Raw genomic sequence first — 25,789 nt, 5'->3', positions numbered from 1 at the left:
AACAAACCTACATCAACATAAAAAGACAACCAAGGTATTAACTACCTTTTTGAGATATTTTTTTCATTGTTTTCGGAAGAGCTTTACTAATTTCGGTAGGCAAGACAAGGTAATTTTCTTGAGCTAGTTCTTGCGCGATAGCTGAATGAAGGTGAGCCGCTACCACCACTCTCTCATAGAGACTGACTTGGTCAAACTGACCTGCAAAACCTGCAATCATCCCAGCCAGAGTATCTCCCATCCCACCAGTTGCTTGATAGGGTCCTCCAACCTGTAACTGATAATATTCAGACTGACCAGCTTGCCAGATACGAGTCGCTGGACCTTTCTCGACAAGAATCGTTCCTTGAGGAAAAGCAGAAAGAGCTCTGGCAGTCGCCTCTGTATTTTGATGGTCAAGAACTATACCAGACAGTCTTTCCCATTCCTTTTGGTGGGGAGTTAGGATGAGCTGACTGGAAGGAAGTGGTAACTGGCCTTTTGCTAAGATGCCCAAAGCACCGCCATCTGCAATCAAAATCTGGTCTTTTCTAAGGTTGTCAAAGACCTGTTTTACGAGTTCTTCTCCAAAAGCATCGTCCCGTAAACCAGGCCCCACTAAGACAACTTCTGCCTTCCCTATCTGTTCCTTTAGTAATGCTTTATCCTTTAGAGAAAAGGCCATAGCCTCAGGTAAATGACTGTGCAGAGCTGGAATATTTTCCCTATCCGTTCCAACGGTCACCAATCCTGCACCGCTTTTTACAGCTGCTAAAGCAGCCATGATGATGGCACCACCATAAGGATAGGTCCCACCCAGTAACAGCAGACGACCATAGTCTCCTTTATGACTTATACGAGAACGTTCAATAATGACTTTTTCTAGTAAGGTTTGATCAATCACTTTCATCGTTTTTTCCTCAACTATCCTTTACCTGATTGTTTTAAGACAATCCGATACACTTTTTTAGTCCACTCTTCCAAACCTTCTCCATCATGGTCAAGATAATACACCCTATCTAGTAATCGACTTGGAATAATATTTTCAAATTGGAACTTATTATGAGTTGGAATAATGCAAATATACAACTCACTTAATAAATTAAGCATGTCCTTAATTTTTGCAACATGGTAACCATCAAAAATATAACCAGGAACTTTAATCAAATCTGTATAGATAAAATGAAAACTTACTCCAGGAATAAACTTATCTTGTAATTCTTTCTCTGAAGGAGCTCGACCTAATAAACGCTCCATCGCCAATCGATAACCAGAACTTGTATTTGACCATCCTAACATGACATAGTCAAAATAATCTTTCGGATCAGATGCAGCATTTCGACTATTCAAAACCAACTCCTCAGCATCTCGCCTAAAGGCTTTCACAGCAGATAAGAGCTGACCTGTTTTAAAAATAGAAATCGCTGCATCTATAGTCGTAGTATGGCTACAGTAGTCTGAAGTCACTAGCCTCTTATGTAGATCATAAGTCGAAGCTACTCTTTTATCTGTAGGGGTAAATGGTGGAAGAAAGGGATGCTGACAGATGTAATCTAAAATCTCTTTTTTTAAACAAGAATCAGCACACTCGATACTTGTTTGACGTTTATGAAGTTTTTCGTAAGCTATAAATTTAGCAATTTTTTCTAATTCCCACTCTTGAATATTTGGATAATCAATTAGTGCTAAGTAGTATATTCCATCCCATTGTAAACTATATTCTCCATTATAAATTTTTAAAATCATCTAATCACCTCACTCCATTATACTACAAAAGGAGGGGCAAACCTCCTTCTACACTATTTTCCCTTAAATTCCGCAAAGGTCTGTAAGATTTTAGCTGCCACTGCTGGAGAAGGTTCTCCTTTTAGCTCTAATGTGTCATCTGCATATGGAGTAAGGCCAGCAAAATCTCCTATCTGGACAGAATAGATAGACGTTTTAAATAGTTCAATATCGTTTTGGTCATTTCCAAAAGCGATGAAGTTCTCCCCACATAACTTTTCAACAGTTGTCGCCTTATGAGTGTCCAAGGGATTAACATAAAGGCACTTTTCATGGGCATGATAGGACAGATGAGCCTGCCCCAGTCTTTCTAGCTGACCAAGCAGATCATCAAGCAACTCCTCATGGTCACCCATATAAACGACTACCTTAATCGGAGTACCTAAGTCCTCGAGTTTCTGATGACGAGCTACCTTTAGGGGATCCACACTGGAAATAAATGGAATCTTCTCTACAATCTGACCACTATAGTCAAAGCAATCATCTACAAAGAAAGGAAGATTATAAGTCTGGCAATAATCCACTAGCGCCTGATAAACTCTAGCATCGAGATTCCTTTCGAAGATAGCCCGCCCCAGATGATAGGCTACGCCACCATTCAATCCTATGACCAAGCGCTGACTGAGTTTAGGGCCTAATAAACCCAAGCAATCCCGATAAGAGCGGGCTGAGGCAAACACAAGCTCCTGTCCATAATCTTCAGCCTTTAAAAGAACCTGCTTAATCTCCTCATCTATGGTCATGTAGTCAAAAGATAGCGTTCCATCCAGGTCAAATACGAATTTCATCTTCCTAGTCCTTGTTTAGTGTTCGAAGCGCTGCTTGATAGGTTTGCTCCATTAGCATGGTAATAGTCATAGGGCCAACTCCACCCGGTACAGGTGTGATGTGACTGGCAAGTGGTGCAACCGCATCATAATCAACATCTCCACAAAGCTTGCCATTTTCATCTCGGTTCATCCCAACGTCAATGACAACCGCTCCCGGTTTGACAAAGTCAGCAGTCACAAACTTAGCGCGACCGATTGCAACCACAAGAATATCTGCCTTAGCAGCCACCTTGGCAAGATGATGGGTGCGTGAGTGAGTCAAAGTCACAGTCGCATTCTTGGCTAAAAGAAGCTGAGCCATCGGTTTTCCAACAATATTTGAACGACCGATGACAACCGCATTTTTACCTTCTAGATCAATCCCATATTCATGAAACATTTCCATAATTCCTGCAGGTGTCGAAGGAATCATAACTGGATGACCAGACCAGAGGCGACCCATGTTTAGGGGATGGAAACCATCCACGTCTTTTTCGGGGTCAATGGCTAATAAAACTGCCTCTTCGTCAATATGTTTTGGCAAAGGTAACTGGACCAAAATCCCATGCCAAGCTGGATCTTGATTGTATTTGGAAATCAAGTCTAATAATTCCGCTTGGGTAATTGTCTCTGGAACTCGCACTACTTCACTACGGAAGCCAGCAGCGAGAGCTGACCGTTCCTTGTTGCGAACGTAGACTTGGCTGGCTGGATTGTCCCCCACCAAAATCACCACCAAGCCTGGAACTAAACCTGTTTCTTCTTTTAGTTTGGCAGTCTTTTCAGCCAACTGTCCTTGTAACTTAGCCGCAAGAGCCTTCCCATCAATAATCTGTGTCATATCACTTCTCTTTTCTGTCAAATATCCTCTATTATATCAAAAAATACCTTGCCATTCTAACACTTCTTGACTAATAGACCTTATAGTTTGAAACTATAAGAAAAAGCTCTTGTCGAGCTTTTAGTGCCTATTGATATTAGGAAAATCTGTCATGTTTTCTTTTTAACTTTTGGAGCCGGTAAGACTTCATACATATCCCTGATTAATCTCGCTAGAAATGACTTATCTTCAATGTCTTCTATCAAAATCATCTCCTTAGCTCCTTCATAAGGACGTTCAAGCCTAATCTGTCCCAGTTGATCCATGACCACCTTCACAGGCTTCAGTAACAAACGATTATCATAGATTCCCCCAATAATCTTCCCACGATAATAAAGGATATACTCTCCCATCATTGAACGATAACTCATCTCCTCTAGCTCCGAAAACCGATCGAGAATAAAGGCTAAATATTCCTTACTTGAAGCCATGATTTCTACTCCACTTCTTCTAAAAATGAGGTCTTACAAAACCTTACTCAAAAATTCCTTGGTCCGTTGTTCTTGGGTTTGGTCAAAAATCTCCTCTGGCGTTCCATCTTCGACAACAACCCCATCCGCCATAAAGATAACACGGTCTGCTACCTCACGCGCAAAGCCCATTTCATGCGTCACAATCACCATGGTCATCCCTGACTTAGCGAGGTCTTGCATAACAGCTAAAACTTCTCCAACCATCTCAGGGTCTAGGGCTGAAGTCGGCTCATCAAAAAGCAAAACATCTGGTTCCATAGCAAGTCCACGTGCAATTGCAATTCGTTGTTGCTGACCACCTGACAAACTCTGAGGATAAGCCGTCGCCTTATCTGGTAAGCCAACTTTTTCTAACAGTTCCTGTGCTCTTTTCTCCGCTACTTCCTTGCTTTCCCCTTTGGTTTTGATTGGAGACAGGGTGATGTTTTCCATGACCGTCATATTTGGAAAAAGGTTGAATTGTTGGAATACCATGCCCATCTTTTCACGCATAGCAAAAAGGTCATTTTTCTTATCCGTAATATCGACACCTTCAAAGATAACCTTTCCCTTACTTGCTTCTTCAAGGAGATTCATCGAACGAAGGAGAGTTGACTTCCCGCTCCCTGACGGACCGATAATGACCACAACTTCTCCTCGTTTAATCTCAAGATTGATGCCTTTTAAAACTTCATTTTTCCCAAAAGACTTATGTAATTCTTCAATTTTAATCAAGGTTTCTGTCATTATTTCTTGTCTCCTTGTCCAATATGTTTTTCAAATGCTTTCAACGCCACTGTCAAAACAGAGGTCATAATCAAATAGTAAAAGGCTGCAAATAAAAGGGGAGTCAACGGTAAATAAGTTGTTGTCGCTACTGTCGTTGCACCATTCCACAACTCCATCACCCCAATCGCAGACAAGAGGGAACTATCCTTGATAATGGTGATAAATTCATTTCCCAGAGCTGGAAGAATATTTTTGATAGCTTGTGGCAAAATGACATAACGCATGGCATTTTTCGGACGAATACCAAGAGAGTAAGCGGCCTCTAACTGCCCTTTAGGAACCGCATTGATTCCTGCACGAACAGTTTCTGAAACGTAAGCACCACTGTTCATAGAAATAATCAGAATACCAGGAATCAAACGAGAAAGATCAACTCCTAAAATTCCCACTTGGATAGTCGGAGCATTGATATGCATAAGAGCAAAGGCAATCATAATCTGAACCATCATCGGAGTACCACGGAAGATCCAAACATACACATTTGCAAACCAAACGAGCGGTTTAAAGCGTGATCGCTGAGCAAAGGCCAGTAACACACCTATAATAGTTCCTAAGCAGACAACAAAGATGGAAATTAACACGGTAATCAGAGCACCATAGTTAAAATACGGTAAATACTTTGGTAAAAAAGAAAAATTCATATTCAATCAACTTTCTATGTATTAGATTGTATGATTATAACATGAATTGAATTAAAATGCAATCTTTTTTCTCTAATTTTAACAATTAACTTGATAGAATAGAGAAATAGAGAGAAATCACAGTTTTTTTCTAGTCAACTACCTCTTGTTTATGGTAAAATAGAAACGATAAGAAATGGAGGAGAATCAAAATGGAATCACATTTGGTTAGAATCATTAACCGCCTAGAAGCAATGACAAAAGATGGTGGAAATCTAAAACGTAATTTTGAACGTGAAGGTGTTGTTGTCGCAGAAGTTGCATACAGCCACGACGAAGAAAACGGATCACTCTTCACCCTTCGCGATGTAGAGGCTCGTGAAACTTATACCTTTGATAGCATTGATTTAATTGCAATGGAGATCTACGAACTCCTTTACTAATATAAAAACAACGGGCAGTAAGGCCCGATGAATGAGAATCCTTTTTGTCACTGCAAATGGGATTTTTTCTTACCTTCAATGTCGCTTGATTCTCCATAAATCCTTCTTTTAAAAACGATCACTTCCCAATCTTTTTACTTGCTTTACACCTTAATCATGCTATAATGAGAGTATAAAACTTTGACTATTCTTGACCTTTTTCTTAGACCAAGAATAAGAATGAAATGAGGTAGATGTATGCTCTGTCAAAACTGTAAAATTAACGACTCAACAATTCATCTGTATACCAATATCAATGGACAGCAAAAGCAAATTGATCTCTGTCAAAATTGCTATAAAATTATCAAAACAGATCCAAATAATACCCTCTTTAAAGGAATGACTGACTTAAATAATCATGACTTTGATCCATTCGGTGACTTTTTCAATGATTTGAACAATTTCAAACCTTCTTCTAATAACGTCCCTCCAACTCAATCTGGTGGGGGATACGGAGGCAATGGGGGATACGGACCTCAAAACCGCGGACCTGTTCAAACACCTCCTCCTAGCCAAGAAAGAGGACTCCTAGAGGAGTATGGTATCAACGTGACTGAAATAGCCCGTCGAGGAGATATTGACCCTGTTATCGGTCGAGATGAGGAGATTATCCGAGTTATCGAAATCCTCAACCGAAGAACCAAGAACAATCCTGTTCTTATCGGAGAACCTGGTGTTGGTAAAACAGCTGTTGTAGAAGGTCTAGCTCAGAAGATTGTCGATGGTGATGTTCCCCATAAACTCCAAGGCAAGCAGGTCATCCGTCTGGATGTGGTTAGCCTAGTTCAAGGAACAGGGATCCGAGGTCAATTTGAGGAACGTATGCAAAAACTCATGGAAGAAATTCGCAAACGCGAGGACATCATCCTCTTTATCGATGAAATCCATGAAATTGTTGGCGCTGGATCTGCTGGCGATGGCAATATGGATGCAGGAAATATCCTCAAACCAGCCCTTGCCCGTGGTGAATTGCAACTGGTAGGTGCCACTACTCTCAATGAATACCGTATCATTGAAAAAGATGCTGCCCTCGAACGCCGTATGCAGCCTGTCAAGGTAGATGAACCAACTGTCGAAGAAACCATTACCATCCTCAAAGGGGTTCAAAAAAAATACGAAGACTATCATCACGTCAAGTATACTGATGCTGCTATCGAAGCTGCTGCTACTCTTTCCAACCGATACATCCAAGACCGCTTCTTGCCAGACAAGGCTATTGACCTGTTGGATGAGGCTGGTTCTAAGATGAATCTAACGCTGAACTTTGTTGATCCTAAAGTGATTGACCAGCGTTTAATTGAAGCTGAGAATCTCAAGGCTCAGGCTACTCGAGAGGAAGACTTTGAAAAGGCTGCCTATTTCCGCGATCAGATTGCCAAGTATAAGGAAATGCAGAAAAACAAGGTGACTGACCAAGATACTCCTATCATTAGCGAGAAAACCATTGAACATATCATTGAGCAGAAAACCAATATTCCTGTCGGAGAACTCAAAGAAAAGGAACAATCTCAGCTTATCCATTTAGCAGAAGACCTCAAAGCTCATGTCATTGGTCAAGATGAAGCTGTTGATAAGATTGCCAAAGCCATCCGTCGTAATCGTGTTGGACTTGGAACTCCTAACCGGCCAATCGGAAGTTTCCTCTTTGTCGGACCAACTGGTGTCGGTAAGACAGAACTTTCCAAACAACTAGCCATTGAGCTCTTTGGTTCTGCTGACAGCATGATTCGCTTTGATATGAGTGAATACATGGAAAAACACAGTGTGGCTAAGTTAGTCGGTGCCCCTCCAGGTTATGTTGGCTATGATGAAGCTGGTCAGTTAACGGAAAAAGTTCGTCGCAATCCTTACTCTCTCATCCTTCTCGACGAAGTTGAGAAAGCTCATCCAGATGTGATGCACATGTTCCTTCAAGTCTTGGATGATGGTCGTTTGACAGATGGGCAAGGACGAACAGTTAGCTTTAAGGATGCTATCATTATCATGACCTCAAATGCGGGTACTGGTAAGGCCGAAGCCAGCGTTGGTTTTGGAGCTGCTCGTGAAGGTCGAACCAACTCTGTTCTCGGTGAACTCGGCAACTTCTTTAGTCCAGAGTTTATGAACCGTTTTGATGGCATCATCGAATTTAAACCTCTCAGCAAGGACAACCTTCTCCAAATCGTCGAACTCATGCTAGCGGATGTCAACAAACGCCTCTCTAGCAACAATATCCACCTCGATGTGACAGACAAGGTCAAGGAAAAGTTGGTTGACTTGGGATATGATCCAAAAATGGGAGCACGCCCACTCCGCCGTACCATTCAAGACCATATCGAGGATGCCATCACAGACTACTACCTTGAAAACCCAAGTGAAAAAGACCTCAAGGCAGTCATGACAAGCAATGGTAAGATTCAAATCAAATCTGCCAAAAAAACTGAAAAAACAGAAGAGATTGCTTCTGAAATAGAAGAATAAACCTCATAAAAAGAACAGGAAATCTTGTTTCCTGTTCTTTTTTAATTCTCTTCTTGAACTTGATAGCGAAGAATTGTTTTTAATTTGCTTGGCTCCGTTCGATGAAGATTATTGAGATAAATTTCTCGGTGGACTTCCGAAGTTCTTTTGAGCTTATGAAGTTGACAAAAATGCTCCATCTCTGCAAAAGTCTCATTTTCAGTATCAAAAGGTCCTACATGAAGCATAGCAAGGATTTGGCCTTCTTCTATCTTTTCAAAACGAACAGCCTCATAGAGAGGATTTGGCTTCTTGATTTTGACCTCTTCCAGAGCTTCCTCAAATAGTTCTCTCGTAATAAAATCGGGTTGCCCAATCATAATACTATAAGAAAGCTCACTTTTTACCAGTTCTCCCTCCTTCTCCTTTCTCCATACACCTTCTAAAGGAAAGACAGTAAAATCAGTGTAAACATCATCCAGAGGAGCTTTTTTATACTTCATCTTTATCGCATAGGCTAAGGCATATAAGGCCCCTACGCGTTCTGAAAAATCGGATCTCCTTTACCCTCAATCACGATATAGGATTGATCTGGCACCCGCAAAATGCTGGGTCTAGCCTTCACTTGATAAAGATCTTTCGCTTCTTTTCTCCATTCGTATTTCATTTGGTTCTTCTCCTTTCTGTCTCTAGTATAGCATTAAAACCCTGACATCTTTTGTCAAGGTTTGTAAAGTTTTTGGATTTTTTCTACTCTAGAAAGTAGTTCCTTCTTCACATAATCGGGTTCGAGTATTTCCACTCCATCTAAATAAGACAGGAGGTAAGTATACATGCTTTCGTGCTCTGGTAAGACTGTCTTGACATAGTAGTAGCCATCTTTCCCCAAGCTAATCGCATCTTCTGAAAAATCTTCATAAACCCGGAAAGCAAGATTGGGACTAAACTTCAAGGAAACTTCGATTTGATTTGCCACTTGATCTGAACCATCAACGCAATCCAGCACATTTTTCTGCTTCACAGTTTCAGTTGTTAGGTGATAATTCCTAATTCTGGATAATTTGAAAAAACGCCACTCTTCTTTCAAACAACAGTAGGCATGAAGATACCAATCTCTCTTTTTAAATATGAGTTTAAAAGGTTCAACTATACGAACCGTTTTCTGACCACTCCCACCCAGATAAGTGACCACCAGTCGCCTCTTCTCTAGAATAGCTTGTTTGATGTTATCAAATAATTCTTTTTGACCTTCTCGCTTTCTCCAGTCAGTCAAGTCTACCTCTATCCAAGGGCTGGTAGAAACTTGAAAAATAGATTCCAATTTTTCAAGCAACAGGTCTTGCCTATCATCGGTCAGGGATTGAATCCCTTGCAAAGCTGACAGAAGTTCTAATTTTTCATCCTCCGATACGAGAGTACGATCCAGAACAAAGTCCTTCATTAAAAAGATTCCGCCCGCCTTTCCAGGTACTGAATATAGAGGGATTCCCGCCATACTCAACCGCTCAATATCACGATAAATCGTTCGTACAGATACTTCAAACAATCGAGCTAATTCAGGAGCTGTTGTACTGCCTTTTTCTAAAAGTAGATATAGGATACGAAATAGTCTTGATTCTGCCATAAAATCACCTCTCTTTTATTATACCAGTTATAGTGCTAGGGCTGGAAAGTTTAACGAGACAAGTATTGATCAAGACAAAGTAGCTATTTCTACACAAGTTCGTTGGTTTATTCTTGACAGCTAGCGCCTCGTCCATTATGATAATAATAAAGATACTAGAGAATGAGGAAAATGCAATGGCAAACCCAACTTTTGGTGAAAAAAAAGAGAATGTGACCTACCAGTCCCGCTATGGTGTGTACGCAGTTATTCCGGATGCGGAGAAAAAACAAATTGTCCTAGTTCAAGCCCCCAATGGTGCTTGGTTCTTGCCAGGTGGAGAGATTGAGGCAGGCGAAGATCATCAAGATGCACTGAAAAGAGAACTAATCGAAGAACTTGGCTTTACAGCTGAGATTGGAACCTATTATGGGCAAGCTGATGAGTATTTCTACTCTCGCCACCGTGATACCTACTACTACAACCCCGCTTATCTCTATGAAGCTACTTCTTTCCAAGAAGTACAAAAACCATTGGAAGATTTTAATCATATTGCTTGGTTTCCTATTGATGAAGCAATTGAAAAACTCAAACGTGGTAGCCATAAATGGGGAATTGAAGCTTGGAAAATCCAACATGGAATTGACTAAATTGCACGATTTTATCCAAAAAGTGCTATAATAGAGTTAGAAAATCGGAGGAACTGTTATGAAGCTTATCAACACGACTAATTCACACTCGCAACTTGTTAAAAGCCAATTAGAAAGTACTGACGCAACTCTTGTTGAGGTCTATTCGGCCGGAAATACAGATGTGGTTTTCACACAAGCCCCGCTTCACTATGAAATCCTCATTTCGAACAAACACCGTGCTATTCGTGAACCCGAAATTGAAACCATCCAAGACTTCTTCTTGAAACGTAAAATCGACAAAGAAAGTATCGATGAAGCAAATATCAAAACCCTCTATTCGGATAAATTGATTGAGATCTCAATCCCTATAAAATAAGAAGACCAGCTTTTAAGCTGGTTTTCACTTGCAAAAAAGATTGGTAGTTGTGTACTACCAATCTTTTTTATTTTATTTCACAGCTTCTTTCAAAGCCTCTACCTTGTCCAAACGTTCCCATGGAAGGTCAATATCTGTACGTCCCATGTGTCCATAAGCCGCTGTTTGACGGTAAATTGGACGTTTAAGATCCAGCATTTGGATAATTCCTGCAGGGCGAAGATCAAAGGTTTGACGCGCTGCTTTTTCAAGTTTGCTTTCAGCTACTGTTCCTGTACCGAAAGTATCGATACGAACAGAAACAGGCTGTGCCACACCGATGGCATAGGCCAATTGCACTTCTACTTTCTTAGCAAGACCTGCTGCCACGATATTCTTGGCAATGTAGCGAGCTGCATATGACGCAGAACGATCCACCTTAGTCGCATCCTTACCAGAGAAGGCACCGCCACCATGACGAGAATAGCCACCATAGGTATCCACGATGATCTTACGACCAGTCAAACCTGAGTCTCCTTGAGGTCCACCGATTACAAAGCGGCCAGTCGGATTGATGAAGAATTTTGTTTGCTCATCCAAGTAAGAAGCTGGAATAACTTCTTTGATAACCTTGTTAATCACATCTTGATGGATTTGTTCATTAGTAGCTTCTGGATCGTGCTGAGTTGAAATAACGACTGTGTCCACACGTACTGGACGATCATTTTCATCGTACTCAACTGTAACTTGTGATTTGGCATCTGGACGAAGATAACTGATTTCACCAGACTTACGAAGTTCTGCCAAACGACGAACCAACTTGTGGCTGAGTGAGATTGGCAATGGCATGAGTTCTTCTGTCTCATCCACTGCAAATCCAAACATGAGACCTTGGTCACCAGCACCAATCAAGTCAAGCGGATCTTGATCTGCACTTCCACGGACTTCCAAGGCTTCGTTAACACCTTGGGCGATATCCGGCGACTGCTCAACAAGCGATGGATGAACTCCAACTGTTTCCGCAGAAAAACCATATTCTGCATTCGTATAACCAATCTCTGCAATGGTATCACGAACCACACGGTTGATATCCACATAAGCATTTGTAGAAATTTCACCAAAAACATGGACAGAACCAGTGTATACAGCTGTCTCAGCAGCAACGTGCGCCTCTGGATCCTTTGCTAAAATAGCATCCAAAATCGCATCTGAAATTTGGTCTGCAATCTTATCCGGATGCCCCTCAGATACAGATTCAGACGTGAATAATTTACGTTCTGACATAAAAATGTCCCCCCTTAAAAAATATTGTTATAGAGTTACAAAGTACTGATAGAAATTTTCTATTGTCTAAGAGTTACGACGCGAAAGAAATAAAAACGATACTTTTTTATTTCTGAAGCTAGTAAGGCGCATAGGGTGACCGCATGATAGCGGCAACCGTAGAATGACGAGCGACTTTGGAGCCATCATTCTTTGCGAGTTACAAAGTACTGATAGATATTTCTACCATCTTATCGGGACTATATAACCTTATCATTATACCACTTTTTACTTTTTTTTGCAGTGTTTTTGAAAATTCATTAAAAGAAGTTAAAAAAAGGAGCTATGCAGCTCCAATTTTGTCCTTAAAATGTTTGGCGTTTGGCTTTACGCTCGGCACGGCCACGAGCACGATTTTCAGCACGCTTGGTTTTGCGACGTTTTTCATCCACCGCCCATTGAATCTTCTTCTTGTAGCCTGGTTTGACTTTTTTCTTTTTCTTCTTGACCAAGCCAATCATTTCGATATCAAGCTTATCCTGCTTCTTTTCACGATTGGCACGACGATCACGGTCATAGGTATCTTGAAACTCTCCGTCTTTGACCATCTTAGGAGTAAACTTGATACCTAATTTTTCCAACTCACGGATATCCGAGTCATCACTAGGCTGGTAAAGGGTAATAGCCGTACCAGACAGTCCGTTGCGCCCAGTTCGTCCAACACGGTGAACAAAGAAGGACAAGTCTTGCGGAATGGCGTCATTGATAACATGGCTGACACCTTCAATGTCAATTCCACGCGCTGCCAAGTCCGTTGCGACAATATACTCAAAATCTAGATTTTTCACCTGATTCATAATCCGCTTGCGTTCACGAGGGGCAATATCTCCATGAATCTTTGCTACCTTCAATCCTTGAGCAGTCAAATATGCATGCAATTCATCAGCACGCGTTTTAGTGTTAACAAAAATCATTGCCAAATACGGTTGCATCAACTGAGTCAACTGATAAATTTGAGCATTCTTGTCGCGACCCTTGGTCGAAATCAACCAGTTATCAATCGTATCTGAGATGACTGTCTTGGTCTTGATTTTTTCCATGACAGGATTTGACAAGTATTTTTTCAAGAACGGTTGCAATTTTTGTGGAATGGTCGCTGAAAAGACCATGAATTGCAAGTCTTTTGGAAGGCTCCCTGCAATCTTATCGACTGTCTCCAAGAATCCCATATCCAAGGTCATATCGGCTTCATCAACTACAAATGTCTTAGCCTTGTGAATAGCCAAATCACCAGATTTGACCAAGTCATAGATGCGACCTGGCGTTCCGATAACGATATGTGGTTGGTTGCTGGCCAGTTTTTCAATCTGACGCGCCTTATCCGTACCACCCACATAATTAACCACACGAACTTCGACATCTGAGTGAGCTGCAATCTGACGAGCTGCTTGGTAAATTTGAGTAGCCAACTCACGACTTGGTGCAGTAATGACCGCCTGCACACTATCGCTAGTTTCATCTAATTGCTGAAAAATGGGTAGTAAGAAAGTGTGGGTCTTTCCTGAACCTGTTTTTGACTCGCCCACCAAGTCACGACCTGCCAAGACAATAGGAATCAACTTTTCCTGAACTTCGGTAGGAGTCGTAAACTTCAACTCCTCCAAGGCTTCTGCTATATAATTTTTAAATTGAAATTTCTTAAATGACATACTATCCTCGATTCTATCCTTTCAATTATACCATATTTTGTCCTATTTCAGTAGCTTCATTTGAATCTCAGTCCTGTATTAAAGATTCAAGTAGCTTAAAAGGTTGGAACCTCTGATTCCAACCTCTTTCATTATTTCCAGGTCAATACAGCATTCAAACCATAGTGGTCACTGACTTGTGGACCATTTTGGCCATCAAAAACTACATGCAAACTTTCCACTTCTAAGTCTTTTGTCGTAAAGACATAGTCGATTCGTAGTGATTCGGTATTGCCTTTCCAGCCATCAATTTCTGGTGGAACGGTATAGCTACCACTTCTTTCTTTCGCAACTTCAAACGCGTCTTGTAATCCTAATGGGCTAGCTAAAATCGCTTGATAGCCTTCCTGACCAGCTGGGTTGTTGAAATCTCCAGCTAAAATCAGAGGTTTGTTCAACTCTTTTAATACAGCCTCAAATCGTGCCCATTCTTCTTGGAAACCTTTATTCCACCAAGAGAGATGGACACTTGCAAGAGCAAGTTCCTTGCCTTCAACCTCTGTCTCAGTTAAGACAACACGGCGAGTATGGTAGTCCGTTGGATCATCTACATCTGATACTAAAATCTCACGCGCCTTAATAGGTGTTTTGGATAAGATAGCTACACCTTCATGGTAGCGGTCATAGCCAATATGATTATAAGCCCAAGTCCAGTAGTAGTTTTTCCCTTTCTCAGCCAATTTTTCAACCAGAAGTCGTACATAGTGATCCTGATGAATAGGTTCTGCTGATGGCAAAGCTTGATAGTGATTGTTAACCTCTACCTCCGGCGAAGTCATTTCTTGATTAATTTCTTGAAAACAGATCAAATCATAATCTTTGTCAAGAATATCTTGGAGCAAGAGCTGGAATTTTTCCTCTGCTTCTTTTTCCATCCAACTATGAGTATTGAGTGTTAAAAATTTCATGCTTTTCTCCTAAAACAAGAGGTTGGAAAACAGCTTCCAACCTCGAGTATATTACAATTCTACTTTAGCAACTGCTGTTTTAGCTGCAAGAGAACCTGTTTGTTCTAATTTAACTGATTTGATAGCATCACCATTTGTAAAGACAACCACTGTTGATGTTTCACGACCTGCTGCACGGATAGCATCCAAGTCAGCTGTAACAAGAAGATCACCTGCTGCAACCTTTTGCCCTTCAGAAACGTGAACAGTAAATGGTTTTCCTTCAAGGCTTACAGTATCCAAACCAATATGAACAAGTACTTCAAGACCTGATTCAGTAACAAGTCCAAGTGCATGTTTTGTTGGGAAGATACTTGATACAGTACCTGTAACTGGAGATACAATGTTTCCATTTGCTGGTTCTACTGCAAAACCATCACCCATCATTTTTTGAGCAAAGACTGGATCTTTCACTTGTTCCAAGGCAATAACTTGACCGTCAGCTACTGAGTAAACTTCCTCAGTTACACCTTTAAAATGTACAGTATTTTTTTGAGCTTCTGTCATTTGGCTTGGAAGAGTTTCAGGAATTACTTCACCTGAGTCAAGGATGTCTTGGATATCAGATTTCAATACGTCAGCTTTTGGTCCGTAGATAGCTTGGACACCTTGTCCTTTCATGACAAGACCCATAGCGCCTTCTGCTTTCCATTGTTCCTCAGTACCAACACGATCTGCATCCTTAACAGTTACACGAAGACGAGTCATACATGCATCTACATCTACGATGTTTGCACGACCACCAAGAAGGTTAATGATATTTACAGCTTGAGAAGCTGCTGCAACTTTTGTTTCTCCTGGAGTTGCATCTTCTGATGCTCCTTCAGCAGTTTCATAGTTTCCGTTACGTCCTGGAGTTGCATAGTTGAATTTCTTAATCATGAAGTTGGCAATGAAGTACATGATGACTGCAAAGAGGACAGTTACCCAGATAAAGTTAATGATATCCATACCAAGACCAGCGTTGATAGCTAGCGGAGTACGAGTCAAGAATTCAATTGAACCGAATGAGTGCACACGAAGGTGAACAATATCAGCCATAGCGAAGGCAGCACCTTGAACAACAGAATATACAAGATAAAGAGGTGTTGCAACAAACATGAACATGTATTCGATTGGTTCAGTAACCCCTGTCAAGAAAGTTGCAAGAGCTGTTGCAATCATCATTCCTTTGTATTGGTGTTTCTTGTCTGCTTCAACATTGCGGTAGATAGCAACGATGACACCCATCAAGATACCGAATGAACCGATCATTTGACCAACTTTGAAACGAGCTGGGTGAACAGTATCTAACAAGTGTTGGTATTGACTAGCATCAGTACCTTTAAGGTTTACAAGGTCTGTTACCCATGCAAGCCATAGTGGGTCTTGACCGAATACTTGAGTACCTTTAGCTGCACCAGTTAAAATGTCATAAGTACCACCAAGAGCTGTATAGTTCATTGGGATAGTCAACATGTGGTGAAGACCAAATGGCAAGAGCAAACGTTCCAAAGTACCATACAAGAATGGTGCAAGAACAGGTGCTGTTTCTTGTGAATTGGCAATCCAGATACCAAAGTTGTTGATACCTGTTTGAACAACTGGCCAGAAAGCTGCAAGTACAATTGCTGCAATAGCTGAACGAAGGATGACAACGAATGGTACGAAGCGTTTCCCATTGAAGAATGAAAGCGCATCAGGAAGTTTACGGTAGTTGTAGTATTTGTTAAAGGCAGTTGCCCCTACAAAACCAGAGATAATCCCTACAAAAACACCCATGTTCAATGCTGGTGCTTCAAGAACACTGATGAAGTAATCAGAAACTTTGATTGAGCCTCCAAAGAGGGTAGTGACCATAGCCTCAGGGTTTTTCAGCATATCACTTGTAACTCCAAAGATAGTACCAGTGATACGGTTGATTAAGATAAAGGCAAGTCCTGCTGCAAATGCACCGCCTGCACGTTCTTTAGCCCAGCTACCACCGATAGCAAGAGCAAACAAAATATGAAGGTTACCGATAACTCCCCAACCGATTTGCTCAAGAATTCCACCTGTAATAACAAGTGGGGCAAGATTTGGGTCAATCAATGCAAGCGACTTACCGATTGAAATCATCAATCCAGCCGCTGGCATAACAGCGATAACCACCATCAATGCCTTACCGAATTTTTGCCAAAATTCGAAAGACAAGACATTTTTGAATGTATCTTTCATCATTCAAATCTCCTTTATATTTTTTAGGCAAACGTTTTACGAAAACGTTTGCACTTATTTATAATTCAATTATACCACTTTATTTTTTTTTGTAAAGGCTTTTATAAAAAAATTGTCTACTTTTTTTAATTTTTAGAAGAAAAAAGAGAAGTTTACGAAAACTTCTCTTTTAAAAATGTATCATTTTTCTGATTTGTTCTGCAATTTGCATTTATATCCAATTAGATTTTCAAGAATCGACGCATCGAAATTCCTGAACCAATTGAACCAATGAAAATTCCGATTACAAATAGTAGAACTGTCATCAAAGGGACAAACACATCTGGCGTAATCATTGATAAGTTTTGACCTACCAAGGATTTATTGACCGATTGATAAACGATATTGTAAACAAAGAATACAAGAACTGAGGGAATCGCTGCGCCAAGCAAGCCAATAAAAGCACCTTCTAGCAAGAATGGGCCACGGATATAACCATTTCTCGCTCCAACAAGACGCATGATCTGAATCTCACGACTACGTGAAATAATGGTAATACGGATGGTATTGGAAATGAGGAAGACTGCGATAAAAATCAAGAGTCCTGCAATAACCAATCCCCAAACACGGATAAAGGAAGCCAGTTCGAAAAGTCGTTGAGTGTTGGCTCCACCATCTTGAACTTCTGATACTCCCTCAATTTTCTTCGCTTCTTCAGCTACTGTTTTAACATCACTTGGAGAATTTGTATCGACGATATAGGCATCATAGAGAGGATTTGCATCCCCTTCAAAGACCTTCCAATCGTCACCCATGGTTTCCGTCAGTTTCTCGTATTGTTCTTCTTTACTTGAGAAGGTAACACTTTTTACAGCAGGCATCGCCTTCAAAGCATCATAGACCTTGTGGTAGTCATTATTGGTAACTGTCTGACCTTCTTTTTCAATCGTTTCACTGTTATCTGCTACATCCTTACGAATGTAGACCATAACACGAACGTTGTTTTCAATATCGGTAGCCAGTTTTGCTGTATTAAAAATTACAGATGCAAACAAGGCAACGAGTGTTAAGGTAATCATAACCGAACTCACTGCTGCTACTGTCATCCAGCCATTTCGTTTTAAACTTTTTAATGATTCAAATAAATGGCGAAAAAATCTACTAATCATCGTATCCATATTCTCCTTTAGCTTCGTCACGAACGACACGGCCATTTTCAATGGCAATGACACGGTGGCGCAAGGTATTTACGATTTGGCTGTTGTGGGTCGCCATCAAAACAGTTGTACCTTGAAGATTGATGCGTTCCAACAGATTCATAATTTCCCACGAATTATCTGGGTCCAAGTTTCCTGTTGGTTCATCAGCAATCAATACTTTAGGATTGTTGACAATCGCACGGGCAATCGCAATCCGTTGCTGTTCTCCACCTGAGAGTTCATTCGGGAAAGAACGAACCTTGTGTTTCAAACCTACTAGGTCCAATACTTCCATAACACGTTTTTTGATGTTACGGCGATTCTCTCCGATAACTTCCATTGCGTAGGCAATATTCTCATAAACCGTTTTCTTAGGCAAGAGTTTGTAATCTTGAAAGACAACCCCAACACTACGACGTAGAAGCGGGATATCTTTCTTCTTAATTTTAACTAAATTAAAGCCTGCAACTGATAGGTTTCCTTTTTCGATCTTTACTTCTCGGTATAAAGCTCGAATAAAGGTTGACTTACCTGCCCCAGAAGGTCCTACGATATAGGCAAACTCTCCTGGTTCAATGGTGACAGAGACACCACGCAGGGCAGTCGTTCCATTATCATACTTTTTGACAACATCTCTCATTTCAATGATTGACATATGAGTTCCTTTCTATCTTAGCTGATTCGCCACTTGAGGTAGGCATCGATAAAACCATCAAGGTCTCCATCCATGACCTTATCTACCTGAGCAACTTCAAAGCTTGTACGGTGATCTTTTACCATAGTATAAGGTGTGAAGACATAAGAACGGATCTGACTTCCCCATGTGATTTCTTTTTTCTCACCTTTGAGAGAATCAACTTCCGCAGCTTTCTTTTCTTGCTCCATCTGATAGAGCTTAGCCTGCAACATCTTCATGGCACGATCTCTATTTCCATACTGGGTACGATCGACCGTTGATTGGACGACAGTTCCTGTAGGAATGTGTGTCAAACGCACACCTGTTGAAACTTTATTGACGTTTTGTCCACCAGCACCACCTGAACGGAAGGTATCCATTTTGATATCATCTTCACGAATTTCTACTTCAATGGTATCATCCAGCTCAGGCATAACCTCTACGGATGTAAATGAAGTATGGCGACGTTTAGCAGAGTCAAATGGCGAAATACGGACCAAACGGTGAACACCCATTTCTGATTTAAGTAGGCCGTATGCATTGGGTCCTTCAAAAGACAAGGTCACAGACTTGATACCTGCTTCATCACCTGCCTGGTAATCCAAGACTTCTACTTTAAAGCCTTTGGCATTTCCATAACGAGTATACATACGAAGCAACATATCACCCCAGTCCTGTGCCTCAGTACCACCAGATCCTGGATGGATTTCCAAGATGGCATTATTATGGTCATAAGGTTCTGACAAGAGAAGGGTCATCTCGTAGCTGGTCATCATCTTATCCAACTCGGTTAGCTGCTCGACCAGTTCATCATGGACTGACTCGTCTTCTGCTAAAAAGTCCAATAAAATCTCAACTTCATCCTGCAACTCTTCCATTTTACGGAAGGTGTTGTAGGTGTTTTTTAATTCATTTAATTCTTGCGACGTTTTTTGGGCCGCGATATTATCGTTCCAAAAATCAGGTTCTGTCATCTTGTTTTCCAAGATGGCAATCTCTTCCTCTAAGCCTTCGAGGTCAAAGAGACCCCCTAAAAGAAGCTAATTTTTCACGATTTGCGTCAATTTTTTGACGAATTTCTGAAATGTCCATAGATACTCCTTTTCATATCGTTTTATTATACCATAATCTCTTATTTCTTTCCATATTTTGCTTTTCATCGCTTTTTGTGGCAGAAGAAAAGAGGCCCGAAAGCCTCTGGTTTAAAGGACTTTGGCAGAGGTCTGAGTGATTTCCTCCACTTGAATTCCTTCTTTTTCAAACTTATCCTTTAATGAAGTCAAATCGATTTTTCCATCAATTTGAACTTCGATGACGACCTTGCCATCCTTACGTGGAATGTTAACTGTGTGCGAGATATTTAGATTTTCTTCTACGATTAGAGCTACAATTTTTCCCAGTACACCGACTTCATTTTCTGTGATAAAACGAACACGAATCCCCTCTTCTCCGTATCCGGCAATTTCCAAGAATGCCCTAAAGACATCGCGATCTGTAATTACTCCATAAACTTGATGGTTGTCTACGACTGGTAATATTCCAATTTTATTTTTCAGCATCAGATAGGTCGCATCTTCTAGACTAGCATAGCCAGAAACAGTCACGACATCTCGAATCATTACATCTTTTACTTTGGTTTTATTCAAAAGATAATTCATCTCGTAGATAGATAGACTGGTTGCTTTAGATGGGCTGGCTTCCGCAATGGTTCCTTCTGTTACCAATCCGACTAATTGATCATTTTCGATAACAGGTAAACGGTGCAAACCTTGCTCGCGCATCAAATCTGCTGCGTGTGCTACAGTCGTATCTGGACTGATATAAACTACCTTACGGGTCATGAAATCTTTAACTGCCATGGGACTTCTCCTTCTATATTGCTACTTTTATTATACACTTTCTTAGAAAATCTATCAAACGCTTTCATCTCTTTTTCAAGATTTTGAATAATCTGAGTCTTTTACAAAAAAGAGCTCTAATCTAGAGCTCTCTATGTGCAAGTTAGCAAACATTATTTATATTTCTTTCAGTTGTTAAGGATACTAGCAACTAGTATTGGAAACCTATTATCATCTCTATCGACAACCTAAACTAGTCTCCCAGACTAGAGGAGAATTGCTTCCGCAACTCTCATCCGCCGACTAAAACAATCCACTGGATTGGATGATTACTTACGCAATCCTTATCTGCCGACTAAAAAGGTCCCCCGGTCTATAGAGGGATTGCTTGCGCAATTTTTATCCGCCGACTAAAAAGGTCCCCCGGGTCTATAGGGGAATTGCTTTCGCAACTCTCATCCACCGACTAAAACAATCCACTGGACTGTTTTAGCCACCTAGATATGCTTTTCTGACTTCTTCTGATGAGGCGAGTTCTTTTCCTGTTCCTGATAGGACGATCTTGCCTGTTTCAAGTACATAACCACGGTCAGAGATAGCAAGGGCCTTGTTAGCGTTCTGTTCAATTAGGAGAACTGTCGTTCCTTGCTTCTGAATATCTTGAATGATATCAAAAATTTCTTGGATAAAGATAGGGGCAAGTCCCATTGACGGCTCATCCAAGAGGAGAAGTTTAGGTGTAGACATGAGCGCGCGTCCCATAGCCAGCATCTGCTGTTCACCGCCTGAAAGAGTTGCCGCATCTTGGTTTTTTCGTTCTTCCAGACGAGGGAAACGTGAAAAGACTTTTTTCAAGTTGGCTTGATTTTCTTCACGATTTTTCTTCAAGAAAGCTCCCATTTCCAAGTTTTCCATAACAGTCAAACCTGGGAAAACATGGCGTCCCTCAGGAACTTGTGAAAGGCCACCTGCCACGATTTTTTGTGCTGGCAACTTTTGAATTTCTTTTCCTAAAAACTGAATTTTACCAGCACTTGGGCGAACCAAACCTGAAAGGGTACGAAGAATGGTTGTTTTACCAGCACCATTGGCACCGATAAGGGAAACAACTTCTCCTTCATTAACCTCGAAACTCACATCACGAACTGCTTGGATCATACCATAATGTACAGAGAGGTTTTCAACTTTTAACATAGGCATTAGGCTTCACCTCCTAGATAAGCTTCGATAACACGTTTATTCGTCTTAATTTCGTCAGGAGTTCCCTGAGCAATCAAGCGACCATATTCCAGAACATAGATACGCTCAGTGACTTCCATAACCAAATTCATGTCGTGTTCGATGAGCATGATAGTAATTTTAAATTCATCTTTGATACGACGGATCAGTTCTGTCAATTCAGCTGTTTCTTGAGGATTCATCCCAGCTGCCGGTTCATCCAAAAAGAGGATTTTAGGTTCAGTTGCCAGAGCACGAACGATTTCTAATCGGCGTTGTTGACCATAGGCCAGATTCTTAGCAAGAGTATCTGCGTCACTATCCAAATCAAAAATCTTCAGCAAGTCCAAAGCTTTGCTTTTTAATTCTTCCTCATTCTTATAAAAAGCTGGTAGACGTAGAAAGCTCGCAAGGACATGTTGTTTATGATGATTGCTAAATGCAATCAAAACATTTTCCAAAACTGTCAAGTCCTTGAACAAACGAATATTTTGGAAGGTACGACTGAGACCAAGTGAGGCAATCTTATAGGGAGTTTTCCCATTTAGGAGATGTCCATCTAGTGTCACAGTACCTTCGCTTGGTTCATAAACACCGGTCAAGAGATTGAAAAGGGTTGTTTTACCAGCACCATTTGGTCCAATCAGACCAACCAATTCTCCCTCGTTCAATTCAAGAGTGACATCTCCAACAGCTGTTAGACCGCCAAAATGTTTGGTTAACTGTTTAACTTCAAGTAATGCCATTAGTTTTGTCCCTCCTTCTTCGATTTTTTAAAGAAACGTGATAGACTCAATTCCCATGTCCCAAGAAGTCCACCTGGTCTGAAAATCATGACCAATACAAGAGCCAAGGCGTAGATAATCATACGTACGCTAGCAACATCTTGAAGGAGCATATTTAAAATTCCTAAAACAATCGCTGAAACGATGGTACCAGTAATCGATCCAAGTCCACCAAATACAACGATAATCAACACATTGATGGAATTAATAAAGGTGTAATCTTTTGGAACAACAGATCCGATAAAACCAGCCTGAAGTGAACCAGCAATACTTGCTGTAATAGCACCAAAGACAAAAGCGATAATCTTGATCTTTGTAGTGTTTACCCCAACGGACTCTGCAGCAATCTCATCCTCACGAACAGATAGAGTAGAGCGTCCAATTGGACTACGTAGGAAGTTGAGAGTTGCAATAGTTGTGATCACCACAAAAAGATAAACCATTTGCCAGTTGGTAAAGTTTGGAATACCCAAGATACCAGCAGCACCGTTGGTCAAACTTCCACCATTAATGATAAAGATACGAATGATTTCTGAGACACCTAGTGTTGCAACAGCCAAGTAGTCACCCTTCAAACGTAGTGTTGGAATCCCAACGAGCAAAGCAACTGCACCAGAAATCAAGGCACCCAAGACCATTGCTCCAAAGAAGGCACCATAGGTTGGTGATTTTGAACCAATAATCGCTGCTGCATAAGCCCCAATCGCCATAAAACCTGCATGACCAAGTGAGAATTGTCCTGAAAAACCGACAATTAAGTTCAAACCTACTGCAAGGATGATATTAATCCCAATTTGTTCTAAAATTTGGACATGGAATAGATTGAGAACACCAGCAGAAACCAGTACGCTAATCAATCCATAACCCGCTAACAGAAGGAATAACCAGAGAATATTTACTTTAAGATTTGTCTTCATTGTTTACACCTTCTCTTTCACATTCTTACCAAGGATACCTGCAGGACGAATAATCAGAATCAAAAGCAAGATTCCATAAACGATAGCATCACGGAAATCAGACATACCAAAGGCAGTAGCAAAAGTTTCCAACAAGCCAATCACAAATCCCCCTAGAGCTGCACCAGGAATAATCCCGATACCACCAAGTACGGCTGCAACGAATGATTTTAGACCTGGAGTCACGCCCATCAAAGGTTCAAGAGAGTTGTAGTAAAGGGCAATGAGGACACCTGCCGCACCAGCAAGGGCTGAACCCAAAGCAAAAGTAAAGCTGATTGTACGATTTACATTAATTCCCATCAATTGAGCTGCGTCACTATCAACTGATACCGCACGCATGGCTTTCCCCATTTTTGTTTTTTGGACGATTAATTGCAATAAAACCATCAAGAGTACAGAAACTGCTAAAATCATCAATTGAACATTTGTCAAGCTAATTGGTCCCAAGTCAAAGCGGACTGTTTCAATTGCTTGAGGGAAGGCACGAGTATTGGCACCTACTAGATAAACCATTCCGTATTCCAGTAGGAAAGACACTCCGATGGCAGTAATCAATACGGCAATACGTGTAGAGTGTCGCAAAGGACGGTAGGCAAGAAATTCAATCACAACACCAAGTAGTGCGGTTCCTGCCATTGAAATAATCAAAGCTAAAAAGAAATCCATTTGGAAGGAATTAATCAAAAAGTAACCAATAAAGGCACCTATCATATAAATATCACCGTGGGCGAAGTTGATGAGTTTGATAATTCCATAAACCATGGTATAACCCAAGGCCAAAAGTGCATAAACACTACCCAGAATTAAACCATTCACAAGTTGTTGGAGCATAGCATTCACTCTTTTCTATCGTTATTTTTTAGAAAATTTCATCATTTTCACAAGTTCATAAACACCGAAACAGGGAGTGAGTCAAAGGCTCATTCCCTATTTCAACTACTATTCTAATGTTATGGTTTTACAACTTCTGCTGCTTCTACTTTACCATTGTTCATGGTCATCATGTAAGCAGTTTTCACTGTATTGTGGTCAGCATCAAAGCTCGTTTGACCAGTTACACCATCAAAATCTTTTGTTTTAGCAAGGTTGTCCTTGATTTCACCTGAATTTTTAGCACCTTTTGCAGCATTGGCTACTAGGTAAACTGAGTCATAAGCCAAGGCTGAGAAGGTTGAAGGTTCTTCATTGTATTTAGCACGGTATGCTTCAAGGAAGGCTTTAGCTTTTTCAGAAACATCAACTGTAGTTGAGAATCCTGAGATGAAGTAAATGTTTGATGCTTTTTCAGCTGTTGCTTGTTGAACAAATTCTTCACCATTAAATCCATCACCACCAACGATTGGTTTATCAATTCCCATACCACGGGCTTGGTTTACAATTTTACCTGCTTCTGTGTAGTAGCCTGGAACAACGATAGCGTCAAACTCTTTCCCTTTCATTTTAGTAAGGGCTGCTTGGAAGTCTGTATCACCTGCTACAAACGTTTCATCTGCTACAATCTCACCCTTGTAGGTTTCGCGGAAAGATTTAGCAATACCTTTAGCATAGTCACTAGCATTGTCAGTATAAAGAACAACCTTCTTAGCATTCAATTTGTTTGTCACATAGTTTGAAATAATCTTCCCTTGGAAGCTATCTTGGAATGTTCCAATAAATAGGTAATCTTGACCTTTGGTTAATCCATCTTGAGTGGCACTTGGTGAGATCAATGGCACTCCAGCTTTGGTAGCGTTAGCCACAGCTGCAGCAGTTGCACCAGAGGTCGCAGGTCCTACAATAGCTGCTACTTTTGATTGGGTAACAAGGTTCGTTGTAACAGAAGCTGCTTCGGCAGTTTCTGACTTGTTGTCTTTGTCTACAACTTCGATTTGTTTTCCATCGATACCACCTGCTGCATTGATTTCATCAACGGCAAGTTGAGCTCCTTTTTGTTCAGATGTTCCGTAGGCTGCTACGGCACCAGTTTCTTCAAAGTTAAATCCAACTTTAATTGTCTTTTCATCGACTGAGTTACCAGCAGCGTTTGAGGCTCCTGATTTGACCTCTCCACAAGCGGCGAGAAAGGCTACGCTAGCAAGGGCCACAAAAGATAGGGCAAATTTTTTCTTCATTTTTTATCTCCTTATAATATTGTTCCAAAATAGTATGTTAAGAAT

Annotated in this window: 25 protein-coding genes and 1 pseudogene; 4 read left to right on the top strand and 22 right to left on the bottom strand. The window is 40.8% G+C overall.

Features of this window, described 5'->3' with window-relative positions; all coding sequences use genetic code 11:
• Positions 1-37 precede the first annotated feature (37 nt).
• The 7 genes from M1F74_RS01665 to M1F74_RS01635 form a co-directional block, all read right to left on the bottom strand.
• Positions 38-889: an NAD(P)H-hydrate dehydratase gene (locus tag M1F74_RS01665; RefSeq protein ID WP_247946107.1), complete on the bottom strand. Its 852-nt coding sequence runs from the start codon at positions 887-889 to the stop codon at positions 38-40.
• Positions 890-903: 14 nt separating this feature from the next.
• On the bottom strand, positions 904-1,725 hold the full coding sequence (locus M1F74_RS01660; protein ID WP_247946106.1) for a phosphate ABC transporter ATPase: 822 nt from the start codon (positions 1,723-1,725) through the stop codon (positions 904-906).
• Positions 1,726-1,778: 53 nt separating this feature from the next.
• Positions 1,779-2,552 (bottom strand): HAD hydrolase family protein, encoded by a 774-nt coding sequence (locus M1F74_RS01655; RefSeq protein WP_247946105.1) that lies wholly within the window; start codon positions 2,550-2,552, stop codon positions 1,779-1,781.
• 4 nt (positions 2,553-2,556) lie between these two features.
• Entirely contained in the window at positions 2,557-3,414 is an 858-nt protein-coding gene (locus M1F74_RS01650) for a bifunctional methylenetetrahydrofolate dehydrogenase/methenyltetrahydrofolate cyclohydrolase (RefSeq protein WP_247946104.1), read from the bottom strand.
• Positions 3,415-3,563: 149 nt separating this feature from the next.
• Positions 3,564-3,884, bottom strand: coding sequence for a TfoX/Sxy family protein (locus M1F74_RS01645; protein ID WP_247946103.1), 321 nt, complete (start codon positions 3,882-3,884; stop codon positions 3,564-3,566).
• 33 nt (positions 3,885-3,917) lie between these two features.
• On the bottom strand, positions 3,918-4,652 hold the full coding sequence (locus M1F74_RS01640) for an amino acid ABC transporter ATP-binding protein (protein WP_247946102.1): 735 nt from the start codon (positions 4,650-4,652) through the stop codon (positions 3,918-3,920).
• The gene (locus tag M1F74_RS01635) at positions 4,652-5,335 is read right to left on the bottom strand and encodes an amino acid ABC transporter permease (RefSeq protein WP_002875953.1); all 684 of its coding nucleotides are present in this window, start codon (positions 5,333-5,335) and stop codon (positions 4,652-4,654) included. The genes M1F74_RS01640 and M1F74_RS01635 overlap by 1 nt, the downstream gene beginning before the upstream one ends.
• Before the next feature lie 191 nt (positions 5,336-5,526).
• Here M1F74_RS01635 and M1F74_RS01630 point away from each other — a divergent pair, with 191 nt between their 5' ends.
• Complete coding sequence (locus tag M1F74_RS01630) at positions 5,527-5,757, top strand: DUF1797 family protein (RefSeq protein ID WP_000443577.1); 231 nt, start codon at positions 5,527-5,529, stop codon at positions 5,755-5,757.
• Positions 5,758-5,994: 237 nt separating this feature from the next.
• Complete coding sequence (locus M1F74_RS01625; protein WP_247946101.1) at positions 5,995-8,256, top strand: ATP-dependent Clp protease ATP-binding subunit; 2,262 nt, start codon at positions 5,995-5,997, stop codon at positions 8,254-8,256.
• Between the two features lie 41 nt (positions 8,257-8,297).
• Here the strand turns inward: M1F74_RS01625 and M1F74_RS01620 are convergent.
• Together M1F74_RS01620 and M1F74_RS01615 are read right to left on the bottom strand one after the other, a co-directional pair.
• A pseudogene (locus M1F74_RS01620) lies at positions 8,298-8,902 on the bottom strand (GyrI-like domain-containing protein).
• Positions 8,903-8,956: 54 nt separating this feature from the next.
• The gene (locus M1F74_RS01615; protein WP_247946100.1) at positions 8,957-9,859 is read right to left on the bottom strand and encodes a helix-turn-helix transcriptional regulator; all 903 of its coding nucleotides are present in this window, start codon (positions 9,857-9,859) and stop codon (positions 8,957-8,959) included.
• 176 nt (positions 9,860-10,035) lie between these two features.
• Here M1F74_RS01615 and M1F74_RS01610 point away from each other — a divergent pair, with 176 nt between their 5' ends.
• Together M1F74_RS01610 and M1F74_RS01605 are read left to right on the top strand one after the other, a co-directional pair.
• Complete coding sequence (locus M1F74_RS01610; protein ID WP_247946099.1) at positions 10,036-10,488, top strand: NUDIX hydrolase; 453 nt, start codon at positions 10,036-10,038, stop codon at positions 10,486-10,488.
• Between the two features lie 58 nt (positions 10,489-10,546).
• Positions 10,547-10,846: a DUF1827 family protein gene (locus M1F74_RS01605; RefSeq protein WP_000767203.1), complete on the top strand. Its 300-nt coding sequence runs from the start codon at positions 10,547-10,549 to the stop codon at positions 10,844-10,846.
• Between the two features lie 72 nt (positions 10,847-10,918).
• Here M1F74_RS01605 and metK read toward each other — a convergent pair whose 3' ends face one another.
• From metK to M1F74_RS01540, 13 genes are all read right to left on the bottom strand, one after another.
• On the bottom strand, positions 10,919-12,109 hold the full coding sequence (metK, locus tag M1F74_RS01600; RefSeq protein WP_000003926.1) for a methionine adenosyltransferase: 1,191 nt from the start codon (positions 12,107-12,109) through the stop codon (positions 10,919-10,921).
• Positions 12,110-12,453: 344 nt separating this feature from the next.
• Complete coding sequence (locus M1F74_RS01595; RefSeq protein WP_002875957.1) at positions 12,454-13,797, bottom strand: DEAD/DEAH box helicase; 1,344 nt, start codon at positions 13,795-13,797, stop codon at positions 12,454-12,456.
• A gap of 131 nt (positions 13,798-13,928) precedes the next feature.
• Positions 13,929-14,744 (bottom strand): endonuclease/exonuclease/phosphatase family protein, encoded by an 816-nt coding sequence (locus M1F74_RS01590; protein WP_247946098.1) that lies wholly within the window; start codon positions 14,742-14,744, stop codon positions 13,929-13,931.
• Positions 14,745-14,795: 51 nt separating this feature from the next.
• Positions 14,796-16,982 (bottom strand): PTS transporter subunit IIBC, encoded by a 2,187-nt coding sequence (locus tag M1F74_RS01585; RefSeq protein WP_000974084.1) that lies wholly within the window; start codon positions 16,980-16,982, stop codon positions 14,796-14,798.
• Between the two features lie 218 nt (positions 16,983-17,200).
• The gene (gene ftsX, locus M1F74_RS01580; protein WP_000625557.1) at positions 17,201-18,127 is read right to left on the bottom strand and encodes a permease-like cell division protein FtsX; all 927 of its coding nucleotides are present in this window, start codon (positions 18,125-18,127) and stop codon (positions 17,201-17,203) included.
• Positions 18,120-18,812 carry a cell division ATP-binding protein FtsE gene (gene ftsE, locus M1F74_RS01575; RefSeq protein ID WP_247946097.1) on the bottom strand — a complete coding sequence of 231 codons (693 nt, stop codon included), beginning with the start codon at positions 18,810-18,812 and terminating at the stop codon, positions 18,120-18,122. Before ftsE ends, ftsX begins: the two co-directional genes overlap by 8 nt.
• A 17-nt stretch (positions 18,813-18,829) precedes the next feature.
• Positions 18,830-19,925, bottom strand: a protein-coding gene (gene prfB, locus M1F74_RS01570; protein ID WP_096753628.1) for a peptide chain release factor 2 whose coding sequence is annotated in 2 segments (ribosomal slippage) — positions 18,830-19,852 and positions 19,854-19,925 — 1,095 coding nt in all. Because the reading frame shifts where the segments join, the coding sequence is not laid out codon by codon here.
• 110 nt (positions 19,926-20,035) lie between these two features.
• A complete protein-coding gene (locus M1F74_RS01565) occupies positions 20,036-20,692 on the bottom strand; it encodes a CBS domain-containing protein (protein WP_000268650.1) in 657 nt (218 codons plus the stop codon).
• Between the two features lie 468 nt (positions 20,693-21,160).
• Positions 21,161-21,871 (bottom strand): ABC transporter ATP-binding protein, encoded by a 711-nt coding sequence (locus tag M1F74_RS01560; RefSeq protein ID WP_033584957.1) that lies wholly within the window; start codon positions 21,869-21,871, stop codon positions 21,161-21,163.
• Entirely contained in the window at positions 21,871-22,635 is a 765-nt protein-coding gene (locus M1F74_RS01555) for an ABC transporter ATP-binding protein (RefSeq protein ID WP_001186017.1), read from the bottom strand. The genes M1F74_RS01560 and M1F74_RS01555 overlap by 1 nt, the downstream gene beginning before the upstream one ends.
• Positions 22,635-23,591, bottom strand: a complete 957-nt coding sequence (locus tag M1F74_RS01550) for a branched-chain amino acid ABC transporter permease (RefSeq protein WP_000856262.1) — start codon at positions 23,589-23,591, stop codon at positions 22,635-22,637. Before M1F74_RS01550 ends, M1F74_RS01555 begins: the two co-directional genes overlap by 1 nt.
• A gap of 3 nt (positions 23,592-23,594) precedes the next feature.
• On the bottom strand, positions 23,595-24,464 hold the full coding sequence (locus M1F74_RS01545) for a branched-chain amino acid ABC transporter permease (RefSeq protein WP_007517552.1): 870 nt from the start codon (positions 24,462-24,464) through the stop codon (positions 23,595-23,597).
• Between the two features lie 119 nt (positions 24,465-24,583).
• Positions 24,584-25,744 carry an ABC transporter substrate-binding protein gene (locus tag M1F74_RS01540; RefSeq protein WP_247946096.1) on the bottom strand — a complete coding sequence of 387 codons (1,161 nt, stop codon included), beginning with the start codon at positions 25,742-25,744 and terminating at the stop codon, positions 24,584-24,586.
• Positions 25,745-25,789 lie beyond the last annotated feature (45 nt).

Source organism: Streptococcus oralis (genome assembly GCF_023109315.1).
Taxonomy (GTDB): Bacteria; Bacillota; Bacilli; order Lactobacillales; family Streptococcaceae; genus Streptococcus; species Streptococcus oralis_BS.
Note: the sequence above shows the minus strand (reverse complement) of the source record. Positions and strands in the feature narration are given on the sequence as shown.